This window comes from Rhodococcus sp. 06-470-2, from assembly GCF_002258235.1.
Classification (GTDB): Bacteria; Actinomycetota; Actinomycetes; order Mycobacteriales; family Mycobacteriaceae; genus Rhodococcoides.
Map to the genome: position 1 here is coordinate 43,625 of NZ_NOYB01000031.1, position 21,279 is coordinate 64,903.

Below are 21,279 nucleotides of genomic sequence, written 5' to 3' on the forward strand. Positions count from 1 at the left end.
CGACGTCGATTTGCCGCAGGCTATATCTGTTATTCAATTTCTCGTCGTATGCGAATCCGGGGACGGTTCGAGATGGAAGCCAACGACTGGAGAACGAATCGCCGGCACGCTCTGGCAGGTCACCACAGACTGTGGCGTTCGGATTCGTGTCGGCCTCGTTTCGTCCGCCGGCAGATGTAGCGGACAATACGAGTCCATGACAGGCTCTCCCGCTCTCTCCTCCGATGTCGGCCGACACAACATGTCTCTGGTGATGGCCGCCGCCGCCGAGAACGCACCGTGTGCGCGTATGGAATTGCGTGAGCGGACCGGCTTGGTCAGCGGGACTGTAACCACCATGGTGGAGGACTTGATTGCGCGGGGATTGCTGGTCGAGTCCGGCAACGTCCAAGGACGACGAGGGCGACCGCGAAGGCTGTTGACGCTCGCACCGGATCGTGTGCGCACGGTTGCAGTGCAGCTCTTTCCCGAATCAGTGTCCGGCGAGGTCCGCGACATGGCGGGTCAAGTTCTGTGGTCCGGACGCAGAGCCCATACCATCGAGCCAGGCGATGCAACTGGTTTCGTTACCGCGCTTGCGGACATGTTCGATTCCGCGATCGAACGTGCGAACCATGCCACCAACGCGTGGATCGCGAACCCCGTTGCTGTTCTGCCGGCGATCGTTGCACACGACTCGAACATCGTGGCCGCCCTTCCATTGGGCCTACGCGCACTCGACATTCGATCACCTCTCGAAAAGGCGCTTGCGCAACCTCGGACCGTCGAAGTCATCAACGAGGGGCGGCTGAGCGCACTGGCCGAATACACCGCGAGCCAGAGTGATGCGCGGCCTCATGCGATGGCGTACGTCAGCGCACAGCGCGAGGGCGTAGGCGGTGCCTTGGTCATCGAAGGCGACATTTTCGGTGGGTCGCATGGACTAGCAGGACTCGTCGGACATGTGGGCGTCGATATGGCAGGCCCGCAGTGCAGTTGCGGGGCAAGAGGATGCCTCGGGTTGTATCTCAGCCTGAACGCGCTTCTGGAACACGCAGGCCTCGACAGTTCGCGATCTGTCACCGACCTGATCGAACTACTGAAAGCCGACAATGCCGATGCGCATGCGGCATTGCACCGTGGAGGCAAGGCGCTCGCATCTGCCGTCGGAACAATGAGCAACTACACCGATGTCGACGTCATAGTACTCGGCGGCGTACTCCCCGCCTTGCTCCCATGGCTGGAGCCGTACGTCAACGACCTCATCCGCTCACGATCCGAAAGGGTGCCACACTTCAACCCCCAAATCACCTTGGCCACTCACGGACTGGAGTCTCCACTGATCGGTGCCTGGCATCACGCGCGCAGAACCGTGCTGGACAACCCAACCGTCGTTCCGTACCTGCCGTGAAGGGCCGGGGTAGACAATCCTGATACCAGGCAAGCGTGCACAAGGTTGCACGCAGTGCAGCCGTCGTACTTTCCGCCGCGGCAGCCCACCCGCGACGACACACGAGACGGACGCTGACCGGTCCCGGTGCCATCGAGGTCAAAGCGGCATTGTCGGACGACCTGATGTTCGAGAACGGTTTGACCGAGATCGTCGAAATAGCCTGTAGGCGTTGCCTGTTCGGCTATTTGACACCGCCATGACCGACCTTCGGCTAGCGCTCCAGTGCCGTCAGCGTGTCCCTGGCGCGGTGGTGCTCACGCGCACATCCGCCTCGGCTTCAAGAGCACACGCGATGCGGACCACCCGACCTCCGTATGCAGTGATAGTCCGAGCGAACGCACCCCGTCGGACAACGGGACATCGAGCGACGCCTCTTCGAATCGCATGTAGGCAACAACTCGCTGAATGTCACTCATGATTCTCGCGTTGTCATCTTTGGCCAAAACCCGCTCGTGCCAGGACTGACTGGTTCTTGACTGTATTTTTCTGCGGTGTCCCCGGACCGACTGTGGTCAGCCAGGCGATGATGCCGTTGTGTGTCTGCAGTTACTGAGCAGATCCCGCATGCAAGTCGGGCTTTCTGTCCGCTGCACCGTCAGACGCAGAATCAGCAACGGACCGGGAGACTGCGGTGGCGAGAGCAACGTCCTTGGTCTCCGGCGTGTACCGCAAGACAATCATGCCTACGACTCCCGCGACGACGACCATTGCAGCAGGAGCAGATGGATTCACCGCGTCTATCAGGCTGCCAGCAATTATCGGCGTGAAGCCCCCGAACACTACTGTGCCCATTCCGTAGGACAACCCGTGCCCTGAATACCTGCTCGAAGTCCGGAAGAGTTCGAGCATCGTCACGATCGACCCGGAAACGAACAGGGACGTAGCAGACGCGAGTAGCAGGCTGCCACAGAACGCACCCCAAAACGTGGCGGTATTGACCAAGAACATCGCAGGGAACGCAATAGCCGTCATGTAAGCCGCGCCTGTCCACATCAACGGCTTTCGGCCGACGCGATCTGCCACGCGCCCCAAGACGGGAACCAGAACCGCAATGGATGCTCCTGCGAGCGTGTTGGCCAGCAAGGCGGTGTTCGGATTCATGCCGAGGTTTGAGACCATATGAGTGTAGAGGTAGGTGATCCCGAGGTAGTAGGCGATCAGCGTGGGCGCAAGGAGCAGGAACACCCGCAGCAGGGCGGGCCATTCCTCGACGACTGCAGTCTTGAGCGGGTTCTTGCTCGCAGCTACGCGTTCCTTCTTAGCCTTGACGAACTCCTGAGGATCACTGAGCTTTAGGCGGATCCAAAGTCCACCACACGCCAGTAGTGCACCGAGGAAGAACGGTAGACGCCAACCCCAATCGGTGTACGCGTCGTCGCCAATAGCACCACGCAGACCGATGATCCCGAAGCCGAGCACCAGGCTTGGCAGAATCGTCACGGCATAGATTATGGCGATCCACGATGCGCGCTTGTCCGACGGAGCTGATTCCAATACGAAACTCAGCGCCCCGGAATGCTCGCCACCAGTAGAGAATCCTTGGATCAAACGGAAGAACAGGAGAAGGATAGGGGCAGCAATTCCGATACTGGCGTAAGTCGGTAATAATCCGATCGCTCCCGTGGCTACGCCCATCAACAAAATCACCGATGCCATGACGCGGATACGACCGTATTTATCGCCGAGGTATCCGAACACGACTCCGCCCAATGGGCGAGCAATGAAGCCGACGGCGAAGATCGCGAGCGTACCGAGCACTGCCGCAGAGGGATTGGACTTTGGAAAGAACAACAGCGCGAGAGTCGGTGCCGTCACCGCGTAGGTGACGAAGTCGAACCATTCCACGAAAGTTCCGACTGCTCCGCCAAAAAGACGACGTCGGGCCGTGGATTCTTCGGTGAAAGCGACTGCGGGCGTTGAATTCTGAGTCATGCGAATTCCTCGGTTCAGAGAATTGCCGGGCAACTGCCGCAGCAGTGGAATCGAATCGTTGGACACTCGATGCCATCAACACTAGCGTTGCCAAGAGTGACAGGCAACACACCCGTTGATTACAATCTGGTTGCGGCCACCTCGCGAAGGGCCCTCTTGTTCATCTTCGTGGCCGACCTCGGCCACTCTTCGGCGCTCAGAAAGTACACCTGCCGTGGGACTTTGAAGCTCGCAATCTGTCCCCTGCAGAAGGCAATGATGTCGTCGGCACCCGCAGTGGCACCTTCGCGCAACTCGACGAAAGCGACGGGCACCTCGTCGAGTCGACGGTCGCGCTTGGCGACGACCTGCGCAAGTACGACATCCGGGTGCGTACACAGATAGGACTCGACCTCGATGGCAGGGACGTTCTCACCACCCACCTTGATCATGTCCTTCAGCCGGCCCTCGTAGCGAAGATGACCACTATTCAACGTGCGGAACAGATCTCCGGTGCGCAGCCAGCCCTCGTCGTCGATTGCGGCGGCAGTCTGCTCCGGGTCTCGGTAGTAGCGGGTCATCATCGCGTAACCCTTCACGTAGAGCTCACCCAGCTCGCTGACCGGCGCATTATCCAATGTCACCGGGTCTACGATCTTGACCTCTACCCCGTGTACGGGCACCCCGGAGGTGGTCGCCCTCAATTCGATGTCGTCTGCGGGTGCGGACAACGAAAAGTGGCCTGCCATCTCCGACATTCCAGATCCGTTGACGAGCAACGCTTTCGGGAATCTCGATTGGACAAAGCGCATCTCGTCGGCACTGCCGACCGTAATCAACGACGTGGCATCCTCCAGGTCGTCTTCCCGGAAGCCCTCCGCGTCCATCAAAGTATCGAAAGCCGACTGGAACATCGGCCACAACGAGGTCGGACGCCACTTGCGCACCATGGTCAGTGCGCGTCCACCATCGAGATACACATCGGTCAGATACGTCGATCCCATTGCTACACAGGCGATCAGGCCCTGCAATGCTGCGATATGAAACAGCGGTGCCGGTGACCAGAAGACCCTCATCTCCCGCGGCTCCGGAAATGGGACAGCCTGAGCCGTGCGTCCGATGGGCCCTCGTGTCACGGCCTCATGCGACAACACGCAACCCTTGGGTGAAGCAGTGGTTCCCGAGGTGTAGATGATCACGGCGTCGTCCCGCAGTCGCACCCGCTGCCTTCGCACCTCGATGTCGACCTCCGTCACCGATTGCGCAAGTTCGTCCACCGCCGATGCACCGACGATTCCGGGGCCCCCGTCACCCTTCAACATGATAATCCTCCGAAGGTGTGGTGCTTCGGGTAGTTCCAGGCTCAGCGAGTCGGTCGTCGCCACTCCCGGGAAAGCTGCAGTCAGTTCCGCGCGGAAGTCCGTGCGGGGTGCGAGTGCGTCCGTGGTGAGCACGACCGAAATTTCGGAATGGGCGATGATGTAACTCAATTCGCGACTGCGGAGACGCGGGTTGAGCGGCACGAGCACTGCGCCTGCGAGCGCCGTACCGAACGCGGCCTCGACGAATTCGCGTGAGTTGGGCGCAAGCACGCCAACCTTGTCACCGGCCGTCAGTCCGAGCGCGACGAGCAGGCGGCCGATACGAACTGCGCCCGCCGTCATCTCGCGGTACGACAGAGTCTCGTCCGGCAATACGAGCGCGGGATGGTCGGGAAAACGTTCGCCGGAACGGATGAGCACATCGCCGAGCGGCATGCATTCGCTGAACACGGACTGGTTGTACATGGACCTGATCCTTGCATTCGTAGATCGTCTCGAGTCGGTTCTTTCGGAGACGGGGCTTCACGAGCCGAATCCGAATACTAGGCCGGTCACCGGCGGCCGTCAACGCTTCCGTTAACGATCGATCGCCTTCCGAAAAGAGGTTTCAACACAAGTGTTGACGGGTCGTTAACGATCATGTTGACTGGAGAAGAAATCTCGATACGGAGGAACGATGACCAATACGACGACCAAGGTGCATCACAACGCCGAATCGCACGGCGCACCTGCGCTGACAGAAGACGAGGTTCGCGAGGCGGTCGAAGGGGCCTCGGTGCCAGTGCTGCTGATGGTCCTCTATCAGGTGACCGGAGACGAGTCCTGGATCGGACCGCGGTTCGCTCCCAGCCATTTTCGGGGAGTATCACCTCGCCCGACCGGCGATATCGCCGAGGCCGATCAACGCGTCGTCCGCGACGCAGCCGTCGACGCGATCGCATCGTTGCTCGCCCACCGGCGCCCGGTGCTGGATCTGAGCGACGTTCGCGACATGGAAAAGGCCGCGAGCTTTTTCCTCGGTGAACCGATCGACCGGCGATACGCAGCGATTCTGACCGAGGAGCTACGTCGACGCTCCGCCGACAGCGACGAGCAGGACGACGTACCGGACGTCACCCCTCCTGCGGGTACGCGCGCCATCGTCATCGGAATGGGGATTTCCGGGCTCGCCGCCATTCACCTACTGCAGCAACTCGGTATCGAGTTCACCGTGTTCGAGCGGGGTGCCGATGCCGGCGGCGTGTGGCACCAGAACCGATACCCCGGCGCGGGTGTCGACACACCGAGCCACCTCTACTCGTTTTCTTTCGATTATCGAGACTGGGATCGACATTTCGAGCTTCGGGACGAGCTCTACGAATACTTCAACGGAGTGCTCGACTCGTTGGATGCCCGCACCGAGGTCTCGTTCGAGACCGAGGTCGTGAGCGCCGTGTACGACGACGACAGCGCACTGTGGACCGTCACCACCCGAAACCGGGAAGGTGAACTGGACACCCATGTCGCGAACATGGTCATCAGTGGGGTCGGCTCGCTGAACCAGCCGAAACTACCGTCGATCGCGGGGCGCGAGGAGTTCGAGGGACTTCAATTTCACTCGAACAGATGGCCGGATGGCCTCGATCTCACCGGCAAACGTGTCGCGATCGTCGGGGCAGGCGCGAGCAGCCAGCAGATCTCACCTTCGATCGCTCCGATCGTCGAGCACCTGGACATCGTGCAGCGCTCACCGCAGTGGGTTGCGCCCTTCGAGCAGTTCCGCGAGGAAGTACCTACTGCCGAACGCACACTCCTGCAGCATCTTCCGCTATACAGGGCGTGGAACTGGATCGGGCTCTTCTATCAGCACGGTGACAAGATCATCGATGCGCTTCGGGTGGATCCGTCGTGGCCGCACCCCGAACGGTCGGTGAACCGGAGAAACGACCGACAGCGTGAATTCCTGACGAAGTACATCGAGTCCGCCTTGGAAGGACGACCCGATCTGATCGAAAAAGCCGTCCCTGATTACCCGCCCTTCGGCAAGCGAATGCTCCTCGACAACGGGTGGTATCGGACTCTCAAGCGCGAGAACGTCGATCTGTTCACGAGCGGAGTTTCGGATGTGACGCGGACTGGACTCACATTGTCCACCGGTGAACGACTCGACGTCGATGTCATCATCTGGGCCACGGGATTCGAGGCTGCACGGTTCTTGAGTTCGCTCGAGGTACGCGGCGAGGAAGGGCTCGATCTCAGCGAGGCCTGGGACGACGACGACCCTCGCGCCTACCTCGGCGTTTCCATTCCGCATTTTCCTAATTTTTTCATGCTCGGTGGACCGCATTCGCTACCGGGCAGCGGCAGCTTCATGTACTTCATGGAGCTTCAAGCTCGTTATCTTCGTGACCTTCTCGCCGAAATGTTCCGCAAGAACATCACTGCTATCAGCGCCACCGAAGACTCGACGAACCAATACAACGAACTCGTCGACACTATGCACTCCAAGACGGTGTGGACCCATCCGGGATTCGCGACTTACTACCGCAATTCCAAAGGCCGAGTCATTTTCGTCATGCCCTTCCTGAACGTCGAATACTGGGAGATGGTCAGACGCCCCGATCTGAGCGATTTCGACATCCTCGAAGTCGCAGCGGTCCAGCAGGCACGTTAGCGCAGTCACCGTCGCATCTGATATTCCCGACCACCAGCACCATAGAAAGGCGGCAATCATGCCCGACACACTTCATTTGAAGACACCCGCAGTAGTCGACACCGCGACCGCCGGTGACCCCTCGGTCGCGGACACCGTGTCCACGGTCATCGCCGACATCCGCGACCGCGGCGACGCTGCGGTCCGCGCTTATTCCGAGAAATTCGACAAGTGGAGCCCGGAAAGTTTCAGACTGAGCGCGGAGAAGATCGACGAGATCATCTCGACAGTTCCTGCCGAGGTCATCGCCGACATCGAGACCGTTCAGCGTAACGTCCGAGTTTTCGCTCAGCATCAACGCGACTCCCTGCACGACTTCGAGGTCGAGAGTTCGCCGGGTGTCCATCTCGGACAACGCAATCTTCCGGTGTCCGCAGCCGGAGCCTATGCACCGGGCGGTAGATACCCGTTGGTTGCATCTGCGCACATGACCACGGTGACGGCGAAGGTCGCAGGCGTTCCGCACGTCACGGCGTGCACCCCACCGATCCGAGGCGAAATCCCCGCAGCAACCGTTGCCGCGTTCCATCTCGCAGGTGCGGACGACATCTACTTACTCGGTGGCGTGCAAGCTGTTGCGGCAATGGCACTCGGCACCGAAAGCATTCGGAAAGTGGACATGCTCGCCGGTCCGGGCAACGCCTTCGTCGCCGAGGCCAAGCGGCAACTGTTCGGCCAGGTAGGAATCGACTTGTTCGCCGGGCCGACCGAGGTGTTGATCGTCGCCGACTCGAATGCGGACCCGTTCATCGTCGCAGTGGACCTTCTCAGCCAGGCCGAGCACGGCCCGGATTCGCCTGCCGTTCTGATCACGGACTCCGAGGCCCTAGCTCGCACCGTGATCGAGCACATCGACGCGATCCTGCCGGACATGCCTACGCGCGACTTCGCAGGTGTCGCATGGCGAGACCACGGACAGGTGATCGTCACCGCCGACATCGAAGCCGCGTACGCCCTCGCGGACACGTTCGCGTCCGAGCATGTGCAGATCTTGACCGACACGCCCCGTCGAGCACTCGAATCCATGAGTAACTACGGTGCACTTTTCCTCGGCGAGAAGACATGTGTTTCCTACGGAGACAAAGTGATCGGGACCAATCACACCTTGCCCACACGCGGTGCAGCGCGTTACACGGGAGGGCTGTGGGTAGGAAAATACCTGAAGACCGTCACCTATCAGGAGATCACCTCGGAGTCCGCGAGCGCCGAACTCGGAACCCTCTGCGGCAGAGCTGCGCGGGTGGAGTACTTCGAGGGCCACGCCCGTTCAGGTGATGTGCGAGCAGCGAAGTACGGCGGCGCACCGTTGCCATGGGCTCCGGCCACGCTCTCGGTCCGACCGCGGTAAACACTGTGCTCACGTTCTCACTTTCAGGAAAGACTGCTCTGGTCACCGGAGCGAACAGGGGTCTGGGAAAGGCCATCTCAGCAGCACTCACCGAACTCGGTGCGACGGTGTACGGGACATCGAGAACCGAGGCCGGTATTCGGCAGATCGAATCCGACCTCGGCACCGAAGGTTTCGTTCTCGACCTGGAGGACGTGCACTCGATTACGCCCTTCGTCGAGCGTTTCGGTGTACGCATGCGCGGCACCTCCCTCGACATTCTGGTCAACAACGCCGGGGTCAATCACCCCGCACGGGCACTCGACGTGACGATCGAGCAGTGGAATTCCGTCGTCGACACCAATCTGCGAGGTACGTTCTTCCTCACCCGAGCCGTTGCGCAGCAATGGGTATCGGCCGGTACCCCCGGTGCCATCGTCAACATCGGGTCTCAGGCAGGCACGGTAGGAATCGAGGAACGCGCGGTGTACTGCGCGACCAAGGGCGGCCTCGATCAACTCACCAAGGTTCTCGCAATCGAGTGGGCGGCACACGGCATCCGAGTCAACACCGTCGCCCCCACTTTCGTGAGAACCGAATTCACCGCCGACACCCTGTCGCGACCCGGGTGGGGCGACAAATTGCTCGCTCGAATCCCGTTGGGCCGCTTCGGGGAACCCGAGGACATCGTCGGTGCCGTCGCCTTTCTGGCCGGGGACGCATCCGGTCTGATAACCGGCCATACACTGCTGGTCGACGGAGGCTACACCGCATGGTGAAAGGTGAGGAACGCATGAACATGACCGAGGCATCGTTGAACAGCGAATCCGTCGTCGTCATCACCGGTGCCGCGACCGGGATCGGGCGAGCGATGACGCTGTCGTTCGTCGCTCGTGGCGCTCGAGTAATCGTCGCCGACATCGACGAAGCGGCCGCCGCCGGGCTCGTCGCCGAAGTGTCCGAGCTCGGCGGAACCGCCTTCGCGGCACGAGTCGACGTCAGCAATGCAGAGTCGGTCGAGCTTCTCGCCGATTCGGTCTTCTCTCGGCACGGTCGTGTCGATGTTCTGTGCAACAACGCCGGAGTGTCGATGCGACCCCATCGCGCATCCTGGAACGCCTCGATCAGAGACTTTGCGTGGGCGATGGAGGTGAACTATTTCGGCGTCGTGCACGGGATAGTCAGCTTCGTACCGAGAATGCGCGAGCAGTCCGGCCACAAACACCTGGTCAACACTTCGTCGGTGACTGCGCTCGACATCGCTCCTGGGCACGCGCCATACGCGGCCTCCAAAGCAGCAGTCACCGCACTGTCCGACGCGTTGCGTTACGAACTCGAGGACCATGGCGACGACTTCGGCGTCACCGTGTTGTACCCAGGACTCGTCCCCACCTCGATCGCGACCAGTGAGCGCCTCCGGCCCGACAACGATCGATCAGCGGTTCGCAACATCGTGGCCTACGAGCCCGAACGAGCTGCGACGCTCACGTACAACCTTCCCGTAGCAGCAGAGACCCTTGGCGAGCTCGCCGTCGAGGCCGTGTTGTCCGGCCAGAACGCGGTGCTCACCCACGGCTACCCCGATGCCGAGATCGAGGCGCGCTTGAAAGACCTCCGAGACGGAGCGACGGACCGGACGCTTCAGCAGCCCACTCCCCACCTCAGCAAGGAAGACCACCGATGATCTCCACCCGATTCACGCGAGAGTTCGATATCGAACATCCGATAGTGTGCGGCGGGATGACCGGAGCGGGACGAGCTGTCTTGATCGCCGCCGTCGCCAATGCCGGTGCGCTGGGCTTCCTTTCGGCCCTAACGCAACCGACGCCCGCTGCCCTCGACGAGGAAATTCGACGAACGAAGGCCTTGACGGATCGGCCGTTCGGCGTAAATCTGACAATTCTCCCCACGATCGCGCCCGTTCCTTACGACGAGTATCGCCAGGTCATCATCGACAACGGGATCAAAATCGTCGAAACAGCCGGCTCGAGCCCGAAGGACCATCTACCGTCACTGAAGTCCGCCGGTATCAAAGTAATTCACAAGACCGTCGCCGTCCGGCACTCTATTTCCGCGCAGAAGCTCGGCGTCGACGCGTTGTCCGTGGACGGGTTTGAGTGTGCAGGTCACCCCGGCGAGGACGACGTATCCAGTCTCGTCCTCATTCCGGCCGTCGCGGCACGCACAGATCTACCGATCATCGCTTCGGGCGGATTCGCCACCGGCGCAGGCCTCGTCGCGGCTCTAGCGCTCGGCGCGGATGCAATCAATATGGGAACCCGCTTCGTCGCGACTGCGGAAGCTCCTGTGCATCGCAACGTCAAAGATCGGATCGTGGCCAATACCGAACGCGATACCAATCTGATCTTTCGAAAATTCCGCAATACCGCGCGAGTTGCCAAGAACGCAGTATCGGATGAGATTCTCGACATCGAAAAGCGAGAAGGAACGACATTCGAGGACATCGCAGCGCTGGCGTCGGGTGCTCGGGGTCGACAGAACGTTCTTACCGAAGGCCGGATGGATGACGGACTGTGGTGGGTCGGACAAAGCCAGGCGTTGGTCACCGACATTCTGACCTGCGCGGATGTCGTGACGCAGATCATCGACGACGCCGAGAAACTGATCGCCGGTCGCTTGGTGGGGCTCGTCTCTTCCTAGCGTGGAGTAGGCCGATGCACCCGCCCTACTCCACGCCGATGAAGCTCGGAGATTCGGCACCAAGCCTCAGTGCGTGATCGATAGCTGCACGTCCTGCCCCCATCCTGACAGCATTTCGTAGATGCATCCGCATCCCTGGTAGGTATCTGTGCGCTGTCGCTGCGTCCGACGCCATGCTGATGAGTTCTTTCGTGATGTTCGGAACCAACTGTGCCCGGAACGGAAGTCCGCAGTAGGCGATGAATCCTTCGAATGCTTCGGGAGACATTCGGAGCAGGGACTCCAAGAAGCCTGGAATCTCCTCCCGCATGGTCGTCCAGTACTTCGTGCCGCCGATGTGCCTGTCCCACAGCTGTTGTCGATGCTCGTCCAGGGGCGGCCAACCACCCTCGGGGCACGCCGCCGATGCCAGGGCACGAGAACTCTCGAAGAAAGCATGTACTCCGACACTGGATTGCAGCGTGACGATCTCGTGCAGCTGGTCGAATGTCGCTCCCGCCGCAACTGCACGTTCCGCCCATTGCCTGCTTCCGAGGGTGTCGAGGGCCGAGGAGGTGGTGCGTAGTGCGAATTGGATCAGCGCAACCTGGATTTCGGTCAGATCGTCACCGTCGGGAACCTCTTCCAACAGGCGAGCCGCTTGCGTGTCGATCTGTTGCTGACTGACTGTCACGACTCTCCTCATCGGTCGAAAAACGTTGCCGAGCGGAGCTTATCGACACCGTCGACATGTTGGCAACACAGGTGTTGACGGCGCGATACCGGCTGCCTAGTGTGACGAATACGGAAGCGGCGTTTCGACTGGACGCGTCTCGAATCAAGGAGCCACATGCCCGAACATCCAGCAATGCCCGACTACGTCAACATACGGGTCGAACACGATTCACCTGTGTCCTGGATCGTGCTGAACCGACCGGACAAGGCCAATGCACTGTCCAACGAACTGCTCGACGAGTTCTCCGACGCACTTGCGCGGCTGAAACATACGGGCGAACCGGTGATCGCCATCCGGGGAGAGGGTAAAGGCTTCAGCGCCGGATACGACCTTGGACAAGTCGCGCCGACCACGGCCGCGGACCCCGTGGCCGACCGCACCCGATTGCAGAGGAACATCGATCGGTATCTCGCCATCTGGGACCACCCCAAGCCAGTTATCGCAGCAATTCACGGCTACTGCGTCGCCGGAGCAACGCAGCTGGCCACCTTCACCGATATCACCATCGTGACCGAGAACGCGAAAATCGCGGAAGTCACCATTCCGATCGGGGCCGGTTACGTCTCGCCCGTCTGGGCAACTCTCGTCGGACCGAAACGGGCCAAGGAATTTGCGTTCGTTCCGGGCAACAGCATCGATGGACGCACCGCAGTCGAGTGGGGCTGGGCGAATCACGCCGTCCCGGAAAGCGAACTGATAGCACGCGTGGCCTCGCTCGCACGAAGAATCGCTCAAGTGCCGCCCAGCCTGTTGACCATCAAGAAGGTTTCGATCAATCGCGCGATGGAGGCGATGGGAACCCGTAATGCGCTGGGAGCCATAGCCGATGCGGACGCATTGGCCCACATGACCCCGGAGGTGGCAGCACTACGTGCCCGCATCGCCGAAGAAGGCCTGAAGTCGGTGATCGAATCGTTTCGCGTCGCACCGACTTCCGATCTCTCAGCACCGACCCGATCTATTCCTCTCACAGGCAACGGCACCGTTGACGAGCTGTCAACATGACCGTAGACTGACATGAACCATGGATCCGGATCGACACCTGAGAATGGATGGAGCGTCATGACTTCGGTCAACGAAGACAACATTATTGAAGTCGTACAGCGTCTTGTCGACGAAAGGGATATCGAACGAGTTCTTTTCCAGTATGCGTTTCATCTCGACGCAGCCGACCCCCAGTCGATGCTCCCCCTCTTCGTCGAGGACCTGTACGTTGCTTACGGCCCCTCTCATGGTGCCACCGGCGCAGAAAACTACCTCGATGTGCTTTCGAACGACAAAACTGGAATCGCCGCATTCTTCGCAGGCACGAGTCATCACGTCAGCAACATCGTGATCGACTTCGTGAACAAGGACACTGCGAAAGTGCGGTCGGTTCTCTACGCGTGGCACAAGTACTACCGAGATCGTCCGGACGGGATCGTGTACGCCCAGTACCACGACGAATTCACCCGGACCGACGAGGGCTGGAAGATCTCACGTCGCGAACAGAAGACTGCCGGAACCGAGAATTACCACGCGAAGGCCCACGCGCTCGTCCCGACGCCACGCACACAGAAGACGAGCTGACCGTGTCCGACGAACTTCTCTACGAGGTCCGGGACCACGTCGCCTACCTCACCTTGAACCGTCCAAAGGTCCTCAACGCAATCTCGGCCGAAGTCGACGAGCAGTTGGCAAGTAGATGGGACGAGATCGAGGACGACCCCAATATCTGGGCTGCCGTGCTCGGAGCAACCGGCGAACGAGCCTTTTGCGCAGGTGCCGACATCAGCGGCGGTACCGCTGCGAGCCCATCACGGCGTGCGCTCGGAGGCGGCCTTACCGGCGTGGGAGGACCGCTTCGAGTACTGAACAAGCCCCTGATTGCGACGGTCCAAGGCTACGTCCTCGGCGGCGGGTTCGAGCTTGCCATGTGCGCCGACATCATCGTCGCTGCAGACAACACCCAGTTCGGCCTTCCGGAGGTCAAAGCCGGAATAATCGGCGAATCCGGCGTTGTTCATCGAGCAATTCGCCATCTCCCGCATCGCATCGCCATGGCATTGATCTTGACCGGCGACCGTATGGGGGCGCACGACGCCTTGACTCACGGTCTGGTCAACGAAGTGGTCCCGTTCGAGGAACTGGATGCGGCCGGGGTGAGATGGGCGGAGAAGCTCACCACCGCGTCGCCGTTGGCTCAACAGGCGGCCAAACACGCCGTCCTCTCCCGCGCCTCGTACCCGTTGGAAGTGGCACTGTCGACCAAATTCGAACTGATCGAGGCCTACGCCGCATCGTCCGACGTCCTTGAGGGCCGGAAAGCGTTCGAGGAGAAGCGCAAGCCACAGTGGGCAGGGAAATGACGCCATGATCCCCTCGCAAGCACGGCGCGAGCGAGGCCGGTCAACAGTGGCCTCTCGTAGCGGAATTCCTCGAACCTATACTGGCTGAACCATCCGAGAAGCGACGGTCACGAAGGCGAGGCAAGACTGTGGCGAAGTCACCAGTCAGCGGAATTGCAAAACGGCGTAAGAGCGCGCTGACCGAAAATTCGGCCGACTATTCTGCAAAGCGAGCTGGGCTCCTCAGGGTCGCCGCAGAAGTGTTTCGCGAAAAAGGGTATGCCGCCGCATCATTGAACGACGTTGCGGCGGCATACGGCACCGACCGAGCTTCGCTGTACTACTATGTCGGCAGCAAAGAAGAACTGTTCCAGGAATGCATCACGAGCACCGTGGTGACCAACTTGTCACGAGCTGACGAGATCGTGGCCAAGAAGCTACGACCGCGGGAGACGCTGGAAGCTCTCATTGCGATGCTGCTTGCATCTCAGGTGGAGCACTACCCCTACATGTACGTCTATATGCAGGAAGACTGGGGTCGCGTGTCATCGCTCGACTCCAAGTGGGCCCAGGAGATGGTGGACAACACCCACAAGATCGAGAAATATTTCTTGGATGCCATCGCCCTTGGCGTTGCAGACGGGACGTTCCGGCCCGATCTGTCGAACACGTTGATAGCAAACAGTATTTTCGGCATGACCCAGTGGACACATCGGTGGTTCGTGCCCGGCCAGAGCCGCTACTCGGCAGAGGATCTCTCACGCGTGTTCTCGGCGATATTCTTCGACGGAATCATGGCGGAAGGCACAGCCGAGGACTGACGAAGCAGGGAGTGCGCGACAGTCCGTTCACCCGAGGTCAGGTACGTCTGCGGCCGTACCCGAGAAACTCGGCTTCCGTTTTTCCAGGAATGCGGCAACGCCTTCCTTTCCGTCACCCACCGAGGCGTGCCACATCGCCAAACTGTCCCGTCGATGCGCTTCGAGGGGATGCGCCGACCCCGAACCGGAATAGATCAGTCGACGAGACAGTGCAATGGCTGAAGACGAACGCCCGACGACGAACTTTCGGGCCAGCTCGATTGCCGAAGGGAGCAATTCCTCGGGTGGATGCACCGATCTGAGGAGCCGACCCGCCAATGCCTGTTCGGCGTCGAGAATATCCGCCGAGTAAATCCACTCGAGGGCTGTTTGCAGGCCGACAATTCTCGGCAGGAAGTAGGAAGACGTGGCCTCGGGAACAATGCCGAGCCGGCCGAACACGAAGCCGATCTTTGCATCGGTGGACGCCATGCGAATGTCCATCGCAAGAGTCATAGTCGCTCCGATACCGACGGCGGCACCGTTGATCGCAGCAATGACGGGCTTGTCGCAGGAATGGATGGCCAGTGCGACTTTCCCGCCGGTGTCCCGAACCCCGGACTGAAACGGCTCTTCGGTCAGCCGCTCGCGCATATCCGACACCGTTGGACTCAGCGACTCATCCAACCCGAAGACATTTCCTTCTACAGCCAGGTCCATGCCCGCACAGAACGCGCGACCAGCACCGGTCACCACGACCGCGCGCACCGTTGGGTCGATGCGCACCTGCTGGAATGCGCGTTCCAAATCATCGGCCATCGTCACCGAGAATGCATTGAGATATTCAGGTCGAGACAGGGTAAGAATAAGAATACCGACTTCGTCGACAGACCAATCGAGCGTCTGGAATTGCATTGTTCTCCTCAGTTGCCGGTCACCTCATAGAGCCAATTCGGCAGGTGCGCGACATTGTCGATGCATTCATACCCCGTACCTGTCGGCTGATTGCACACCGGCTCTCGCTCGCCGGGCAACGCGAAAATTCCTCCACGGCAGCGACAGTCATCGTCGCACCCCCGCGTACGCCTGTCAACAGTACTGTTGCCGGGAGTCAACAACTCACCCTTGATCACATGCTTGCGCCCGCTTGGCCGATAGCCGGTATCTATAAGTGTGATTCAAGATCGGTAATGGACGCAGGGACCTCAGAGCGAATTACCAGTTGTGCATCGATGTGACACATGCAACACTATCGATGTTGCTGAGTAGGCAATAAGCAGCATTCGATGTGTCCCCCAGACAGCCGTCGCGGCATGCGTTTCTGGACTGTTTCACACGCGGAGACATTCCATGCTCTGCACGGCACCTGCCGTCTCCACCATTTTTTCGTCTCCGGTGTTTCTCTCCGGACCCATTTTACGAAAGAAGCCTCTGTGAAAATCAAATGGATCGCGCCTATCGTCGGCCTACTTCTGTTGACCACCGCGTGCGACTCCCAGGCAGCGTCCCAGGACCGGACCTCGACGCAGGAGTTGACGTCCTTTCAAACGGTCGTCGACGATGCGATGGCACCGGTGACCGACTGGGCAGGCCCGACCGAAACACCGACACCACCGACCGACATCTCGATAGCAGTAGTGGTCTGTTCCGGGTCCGTGTCGGGGTGTGTGCGGCAGGCAGACGGGGTCACACAAGCCGGTGAAGCCCTGGGGTGGACAGTTACTCGATTCGACGGCAAGGGCGATCCGGTCGGACAAAACCAAGCGATGACCCAAGCTATCAATAGTGGCGTAGACGCCATCATCCTCGCCGCGACAGATCCCGTTCCGCTTAGTGGCGCAATCGAACTCGCTGCCTCTCGGGGAATTCCGGTCGGAGCCGCAGGTCTCGGCATTGCCGCAACCGATGGCGTGTTGTTCGACGTCGCTCCGGACTACACGTTGTGGGGTGACCAGCTCGGATCGTGGATTGTGACGGACTCAGGTGGTACGGCGAACTTCTTGCCGACCGTCGACCGAGAGTTTCCGAGTTCACCGGCGATCGCTGATGCGATGGTCTCGGCGGTAGATCGCTGTGACGAGTGCGTAGTCCAAGACACGCAACAGTTTGTCGTGACCGACATCGGGAACGGCCTCGGCCAGCGAATTGCCAGCGCACTGCAGGCAGAGCCGAGCATCGACTACGTCAGCGGAGCATTCGATTCGGCAGCAGCCGACATGGTTCCTGCAATGGGTAACTCGGGCCTGTCCGATCGTGTCACACTCGTGTCTTGCGTCGGCGCACCGCAAAACCTCGAGTTCATTCGCGACGGCAACATCCAGGCCGCCGATGTCGTTCAGGACGACGTCTTCCTCGGTTACGGTGCTGTGGATCAGATGATTCGGGTCCTGTCGGGTCAACCCCTCTGGGAGACACCCGGTGTCACCGACGATCGTTTGCGATACAGCCAGGGCGCGCCCTCTCGCCTTCTGACGATCGACAACGTCAATGAGATCACCGACCAATACTGGGTCGCCGAGAACGGTTACGTCGACCGCTACCTCGAGCTGTGGGGTGTCACGCCGTGACCAGCCCCGTGCGATTGGCCGTACGAAACCTCACTGTCTCCTATGGTCAATACGAGGTAGTGCACGGCATCGATTTCGATGTGGAGCGCGGTTCGATCGTGTCTCTGCTCGGCGCAAATGGATCGGGTAAATCCACTACGGTCAAGGCACTGACCGGCGTCAATCCGCTGCATTCGAAGTCGCAGATCACGTTCAACGACAGCCCGATTCGCGCGAAAGACCTCACACCGGTCGCCGCACGGAAAATCGGTATCAGGGTTGTCCATCAAGAGTCACCACTCATCGCAAACATGACGGTCGCCGAGATGACCGCGCTGCACACGGGGTTTCCCCTGGTCGGCGCAACGTTTGTGCAGAAGAGGACATTGGCGCGGAAGACGGAGGACATACTCCGCGAGTTCGACGTCGCGGTCCATCCGAACACGCTGTGCGCGGACTTGACGGCCGGCGAACGGGCACTGGTTTCACTGGTGATTTCGATGGCCGGAATCTCCCCCGAACGCGCACTATTGGTACTGGACGAAACGACCGCTCCGTTGTCCACTCGCGAGGCAGCGCGGCTGCTCGACCGAGTCAGAGGCGTCGCAGACCGGGGATTGTCAGTATTGATGGTCACCCATCGCCTGCCCGAAGTACGGGAATACAGCGACCGAACAATCGTGCTCCGGGACGGCCGCGTTGTCAGCAACATCGGTGCCGACGAATTCTCAGAGGACGCCGTGATCCACGCGATGGTCGGCGGCGCCGCCCACAGCGCCTCCTCACACAACCACGACCGTAGTCGCGGTCTTACCGATCGTCCCGCACTCGTCGTGGAGAAACTGTCCGGCAACGTCAGCCGCGAGCTGTCCTTGACAGTGGGCGCCGGAGAAATCTTGGGTGTGACGGGGCGATCGGGCGAAGGAGCCTCCGAGCTGTTGCGTCTCATAGGCGGGATCGAGTCCACACAGGCGGGAACAACCAAGATCGACGGCAATTGCGCGCCGATTTCCGGTGCACGGGAAGCCATCAAAGCCGGGATTTTCTACCTTTCTCTCGATCGACTCAACGAGGGCGGGATCGCGTTGATGCCGGTGCACGACAACGTCGTTCTCCCCCGCGTGGAAAGATACGGTGCCAATCGACGCCGAGCGGCGTCCGATGTCGACCGGATGATTCGCGAACTCGACATCCGTCCGGCCGACGCGACCGTTCCGTACGCCAGCCTGAGCGGCGGCAACCAACAAAAGGTGCTCCTCGCCAGGTGGCTCCTTCTGGAGCCACAGATATTGCTTCTCGACGACCCCGCAGTGGGCGTCGATCCGAATACTCGCGAGATCATTTTCGATACCTTGCGAGAACTCGCCGCCCGCGGGACCACCGTCATCATCCGGTCGAGTGAGCCGGAACATCTCGTTCGCCTGTGCGACCGCGTCATCGTTGTCAACGGCGGGCGCATCGTCGAAGAACTCACTGATCTCAATCTGGAGGACATCAGTCGTGCAACCTACGCATAGTGACAACGCCGTGGCGGAGAAATCCGATGGCGCGGCCGTTCACACCCCCGGCTCGTCGTCGTTGCGAACCTGGAGAATCTCGACGCTGTTTCAGAACCACAGCATCTTGGCCCTGATCATCGGACTCACAGTGTTGTTCTCGATCCTTCTTCCCAGGACCTTCCCCACCACTGCCAATCTGCAAGGGCTCGCATTGGGCCAGGCCGTGAGTGCTCTTCTGGCCCTGTCGGTTCTGCTGGTTCTCGTCGTCGGCGAATTCGATCTGTCGGTCGGATACACGTTGGGATTGTCAGCGGTGCTCACGGCAAAGCTGGCAGGTGAGTCCGGACTCCCGGTGCCGTTGACCGTGACGATCGCGTTGCTCGCCGGTGCATTCGTCGGATTGGCTTCCGGATTGCTGGTAGCTCGCTTGCGCGTCGTCTCGCTCATTGCGACGCTGGGCGTCGGGTTGGCTGTCAGCGGAGTCACCGTGGGAGTCAGTGGGGGAATGACACTCTCACAGAACATTCCCTCGGTCTTCCGAACCTTCGTGCAGACCGAGATCCTCGGAGTTGGTTCTGCAGTGTGGATTGTCGCGCTTATCGCACTGGTTATGTACTTAATTCTGACGAAGACACCATTTGGCAGCAAGGTTTACGCGGTTGGCGGTTCCGAGCAGGTTGCTCGCATGGTCGGTATCCGCGTTCGACTCATCAAGTGCGTGATGTTCGGTGCAGCAGGTGCATTGGCAGCCCTCGCCGGAATAATGCAGCTCGGATTGGCAGGCGCGGCGAACCCCAGCTTCGGAGCGAACCTTCTCCTACCTGCCTTCGCTGCAACCTTTCTGGGTGCCACCACCGTTCGTCCCGGATTCTTCAATGTCGCTGGAACGATGCTGGCCGTCGTTCTTCTCGCCGTCGGATTTTCCGGACTGAGCCTGCTCGGGGCGCCGTTCTGGTTCCAACCGGTATTCCAAGGCGCAGCATTGGTAATCGGTGTTGTTCTTTCACAGTCGATTTCGAAGTCCGGACGCAAGTCTCGAGCCAAACAGCCTGCATAGGCGCAGACCGACACAGAACGGGTCCCCACCGGTCGTGCCCGGGAGACCCCTCGCGCAGGTGTAGTCCAGCATCCGGCCCGAACGAAAGAGACCGCTATGAAAGTCGGCACACTCGACATCGTGCCCATCATCGATGGCACCGCACACGAACCGATCGGTAACGCCGTCACCCATCCCGACGGTAAAATCTGGGATTGCGTCGAGCATCCCACCGATGAGAGCGGTCGCATCCGTCTGGACATCGGCTCGTTCCTGATTCGAATCAGAGACCGTGTCGTCCTGATCGACGCCGGCGGTGGAGTTCATTCCGGCGCGGACACCACAACCGGAAGCATGCTCGACAATCTTCGGGACGCTGGAGTCGATCCGTCCGACGTGACGGACGTCTGTTTCACGCACATGCACTGGGATCACATCGGATGGTCGACCGTCAACGGCCGAATCACATTCCCGAACGCGACCTTCCGCTTGCACCAGGACGATTGGACGTACTTCATGACCGGTGCTACCTCGGACCACCGGATACGCGAACTCATCGCACCCATCGAAGATCACGTCGAACCGTTCTCCGTCGAACACGAGATCCTTCCCGGCCTGATTGCCAGGCCGGCACCGGGGCATACACCGGGCAGTACCATCTACATCATTCATGACGGCAAGGAACGTGCCCTTCTCCTCGGCGACACCCTCCACACCGTCGGCGAACTCACCGAGCCCGAATGGATCGGCATGTGGGATGTCGACCCCGTCGCAGCGGGAATCATGCGCAACCGCATCGCCGACGAGCTCGCCGCCACCGGAGACCCATTCGCTCCTGCACATTTTCCTGAACTCGCATTCGGCCGCCTGGCCACCCTCGACGGACTCCGTCGATTCACCTGGGTGCAATGAGCGGCACCGGACTAACGAGTGTCAGAACGGAAGATCGAAGAACTCGTGTCTGAGTGAGCGTGTTGGGTGCGGCCGGAATTACGGCTCGGCAGCAATCTA

At 60.4% G+C, this 21,279-nt stretch carries 19 protein-coding genes; 15 read left to right on the forward strand and 4 right to left on the reverse strand.

The genetic code is table 11. The features are described 5' to 3' along the window. The first annotated feature begins 196 nt into the window (after positions 1–196). Together CH276_RS14805 and CH276_RS14810 are read left to right on the forward strand one after the other, a co-directional pair. Positions 197–1,390, forward strand: a complete 1,194-nt coding sequence (locus CH276_RS14805; RefSeq protein WP_094631419.1) for an ROK family protein — start codon at positions 197–199, stop codon at positions 1,388–1,390. Positions 1,391–1,425: 35 nt separating this feature from the next. Then, a complete protein-coding gene (locus tag CH276_RS14810) occupies positions 1,426–1,632 on the forward strand; it encodes a hypothetical protein (protein ID WP_094631420.1) in 207 nt (68 codons plus the stop codon). Positions 1,633–1,978: 346 nt separating this feature from the next. Here the strand turns inward: CH276_RS14810 and CH276_RS14815 are convergent, their stop codons facing one another. Both CH276_RS14815 and CH276_RS14820 read right to left on the reverse strand, forming a co-directional pair. Beyond that, positions 1,979–3,364 carry an MFS transporter gene (locus CH276_RS14815; RefSeq protein ID WP_094631421.1) on the reverse strand — a complete coding sequence of 462 codons (1,386 nt, stop codon included), beginning with the start codon at positions 3,362–3,364 and terminating at the stop codon, positions 1,979–1,981. 119 nt (positions 3,365–3,483) lie between these two features. Beyond that, complete coding sequence (locus tag CH276_RS14820) at positions 3,484–5,130, reverse strand: class I adenylate-forming enzyme family protein (RefSeq protein ID WP_094623344.1); 1,647 nt, start codon at positions 5,128–5,130, stop codon at positions 3,484–3,486. 211 nt (positions 5,131–5,341) lie between these two features. On the opposite strand from CH276_RS14820, the gene CH276_RS14825 reads away from it, so the two are divergent. From CH276_RS14825 to CH276_RS14845, 5 genes are read left to right on the forward strand one after another with little or no spacing between them, the layout of a single operon-like run. Next, positions 5,342–7,318: a flavin-containing monooxygenase gene (locus CH276_RS14825; protein WP_094631422.1), complete on the forward strand. Its 1,977-nt coding sequence runs from the start codon at positions 5,342–5,344 to the stop codon at positions 7,316–7,318. Positions 7,319–7,376: 58 nt separating this feature from the next. Further along, entirely contained in the window at positions 7,377–8,705 is a 1,329-nt protein-coding gene (gene hisD / locus CH276_RS14830; RefSeq protein ID WP_094623346.1) for a histidinol dehydrogenase, read from the forward strand. Between the two features lie 5 nt (positions 8,706–8,710). After that, on the forward strand, positions 8,711–9,463 hold the full coding sequence (locus CH276_RS14835) for an SDR family NAD(P)-dependent oxidoreductase (RefSeq protein ID WP_094623373.1): 753 nt from the start codon (positions 8,711–8,713) through the stop codon (positions 9,461–9,463). A gap of 14 nt (positions 9,464–9,477) precedes the next feature. Beyond that, on the forward strand, positions 9,478–10,368 hold the full coding sequence (locus CH276_RS14840) for an SDR family NAD(P)-dependent oxidoreductase (RefSeq protein ID WP_176459257.1): 891 nt from the start codon (positions 9,478–9,480) through the stop codon (positions 10,366–10,368). Beyond that, on the forward strand, positions 10,365–11,345 hold the full coding sequence (locus CH276_RS14845; protein ID WP_094623348.1) for an NAD(P)H-dependent flavin oxidoreductase: 981 nt from the start codon (positions 10,365–10,367) through the stop codon (positions 11,343–11,345). Before CH276_RS14840 ends, CH276_RS14845 begins: the two co-directional genes overlap by 4 nt. 25 nt (positions 11,346–11,370) lie before the next feature. Here CH276_RS14845 and CH276_RS14850 read toward each other — a convergent pair whose 3' ends face one another. Further along, entirely contained in the window at positions 11,371–12,018 is a 648-nt protein-coding gene (locus CH276_RS14850; RefSeq protein ID WP_094623349.1) for a carboxymuconolactone decarboxylase family protein, read from the reverse strand. A 156-nt stretch (positions 12,019–12,174) separates the two neighbouring features. On the opposite strand from CH276_RS14850, the gene CH276_RS14855 reads away from it, so the two are divergent. The 4 genes from CH276_RS14855 (at position 12,175) to CH276_RS14870 (ending at position 15,208) form a co-directional block, all read left to right on the forward strand. Further along, a complete protein-coding gene (locus tag CH276_RS14855; RefSeq protein WP_254924336.1) occupies positions 12,175–13,065 on the forward strand; it encodes an enoyl-CoA hydratase-related protein in 891 nt (296 codons plus the stop codon). Positions 13,066–13,122: 57 nt separating this feature from the next. Beyond that, on the forward strand, positions 13,123–13,629 hold the full coding sequence (locus CH276_RS14860; protein ID WP_094623351.1) for a nuclear transport factor 2 family protein: 507 nt from the start codon (positions 13,123–13,125) through the stop codon (positions 13,627–13,629). Between the two features lie 2 nt (positions 13,630–13,631). Continuing rightward, positions 13,632–14,408, forward strand: coding sequence for an enoyl-CoA hydratase-related protein (locus CH276_RS14865; protein ID WP_094623352.1), 777 nt, complete (start codon positions 13,632–13,634; stop codon positions 14,406–14,408). A 128-nt stretch (positions 14,409–14,536) separates the two neighbouring features. Beyond that, complete coding sequence (locus CH276_RS14870; RefSeq protein ID WP_176459258.1) at positions 14,537–15,208, forward strand: TetR/AcrR family transcriptional regulator; 672 nt, start codon at positions 14,537–14,539, stop codon at positions 15,206–15,208. A 27-nt stretch (positions 15,209–15,235) separates the two neighbouring features. On the opposite strand, the gene CH276_RS14875 is transcribed toward CH276_RS14870, so the two are convergent. Then, positions 15,236–16,102, reverse strand: a complete 867-nt coding sequence (locus tag CH276_RS14875) for a crotonase/enoyl-CoA hydratase family protein (protein ID WP_094623354.1) — start codon at positions 16,100–16,102, stop codon at positions 15,236–15,238. Positions 16,103–16,620: 518 nt separating this feature from the next. Here CH276_RS14875 and CH276_RS14880 point away from each other — a divergent pair. The 4 genes from CH276_RS14880 to CH276_RS14895 all read left to right on the forward strand — a co-directional run bounded on the left by CH276_RS14880 (position 16,621) and on the right by CH276_RS14895 (position 21,180). After that, the gene (locus CH276_RS14880; protein ID WP_176459259.1) at positions 16,621–17,754 is read left to right on the forward strand and encodes a sugar ABC transporter substrate-binding protein; all 1,134 of its coding nucleotides are present in this window, start codon (positions 16,621–16,623) and stop codon (positions 17,752–17,754) included. Further along, positions 17,751–19,250, forward strand: coding sequence for an ATP-binding cassette domain-containing protein (locus CH276_RS14885; protein ID WP_141214729.1), 1,500 nt, complete (start codon positions 17,751–17,753; stop codon positions 19,248–19,250). The genes CH276_RS14880 and CH276_RS14885 overlap by 4 nt, the downstream gene beginning before the upstream one ends. Beyond that, positions 19,234–20,289, forward strand: coding sequence for an ABC transporter permease (locus CH276_RS14890; RefSeq protein WP_176459260.1), 1,056 nt, complete (start codon positions 19,234–19,236; stop codon positions 20,287–20,289). The genes CH276_RS14885 and CH276_RS14890 overlap by 17 nt, the downstream gene beginning before the upstream one ends. A 96-nt stretch (positions 20,290–20,385) precedes the next feature. Beyond that, a complete protein-coding gene (locus CH276_RS14895) occupies positions 20,386–21,180 on the forward strand; it encodes an MBL fold metallo-hydrolase (RefSeq protein ID WP_094623358.1) in 795 nt (264 codons plus the stop codon). Positions 21,181–21,279 lie beyond the last annotated feature (99 nt).

Coding starts and splice junctions, on each gene's coding strand:
- CH276_RS14875 (WP_094623354.1), bottom strand. CDS start 16,102: ATGCAATTCCAGACGCTCGATTGGTCTGTCGACGAAGTCGGTATTCTT.
- CH276_RS14845 (WP_094623348.1), top strand. CDS start 10,365: ATGATCTCCACCCGATTCACGCGAGAGTTCGATATCGAACATCCGATA.
- CH276_RS14805 (WP_094631419.1), top strand. CDS start 197: ATGACAGGCTCTCCCGCTCTCTCCTCCGATGTCGGCCGACACAACATG.
- CH276_RS14895 (WP_094623358.1), top strand. CDS start 20,386: ATGAAAGTCGGCACACTCGACATCGTGCCCATCATCGATGGCACCGCA.
- CH276_RS14825 (WP_094631422.1), top strand. CDS start 5,342: ATGACCAATACGACGACCAAGGTGCATCACAACGCCGAATCGCACGGC.
- hisD (WP_094623346.1), top strand. CDS start 7,377: ATGCCCGACACACTTCATTTGAAGACACCCGCAGTAGTCGACACCGCG.
- CH276_RS14840 (WP_176459257.1), top strand. CDS start 9,478: ATGAACATGACCGAGGCATCGTTGAACAGCGAATCCGTCGTCGTCATC.
- CH276_RS14815 (WP_094631421.1), bottom strand. CDS start 3,364: ATGACTCAGAATTCAACGCCCGCAGTCGCTTTCACCGAAGAATCCACG.
- CH276_RS14855 (WP_254924336.1), top strand. CDS start 12,175: ATGCCCGAACATCCAGCAATGCCCGACTACGTCAACATACGGGTCGAA.
- CH276_RS14860 (WP_094623351.1), top strand. CDS start 13,123: ATGACTTCGGTCAACGAAGACAACATTATTGAAGTCGTACAGCGTCTT.
- CH276_RS14820 (WP_094623344.1), bottom strand. CDS start 5,130: ATGTACAACCAGTCCGTGTTCAGCGAATGCATGCCGCTCGGCGATGTG.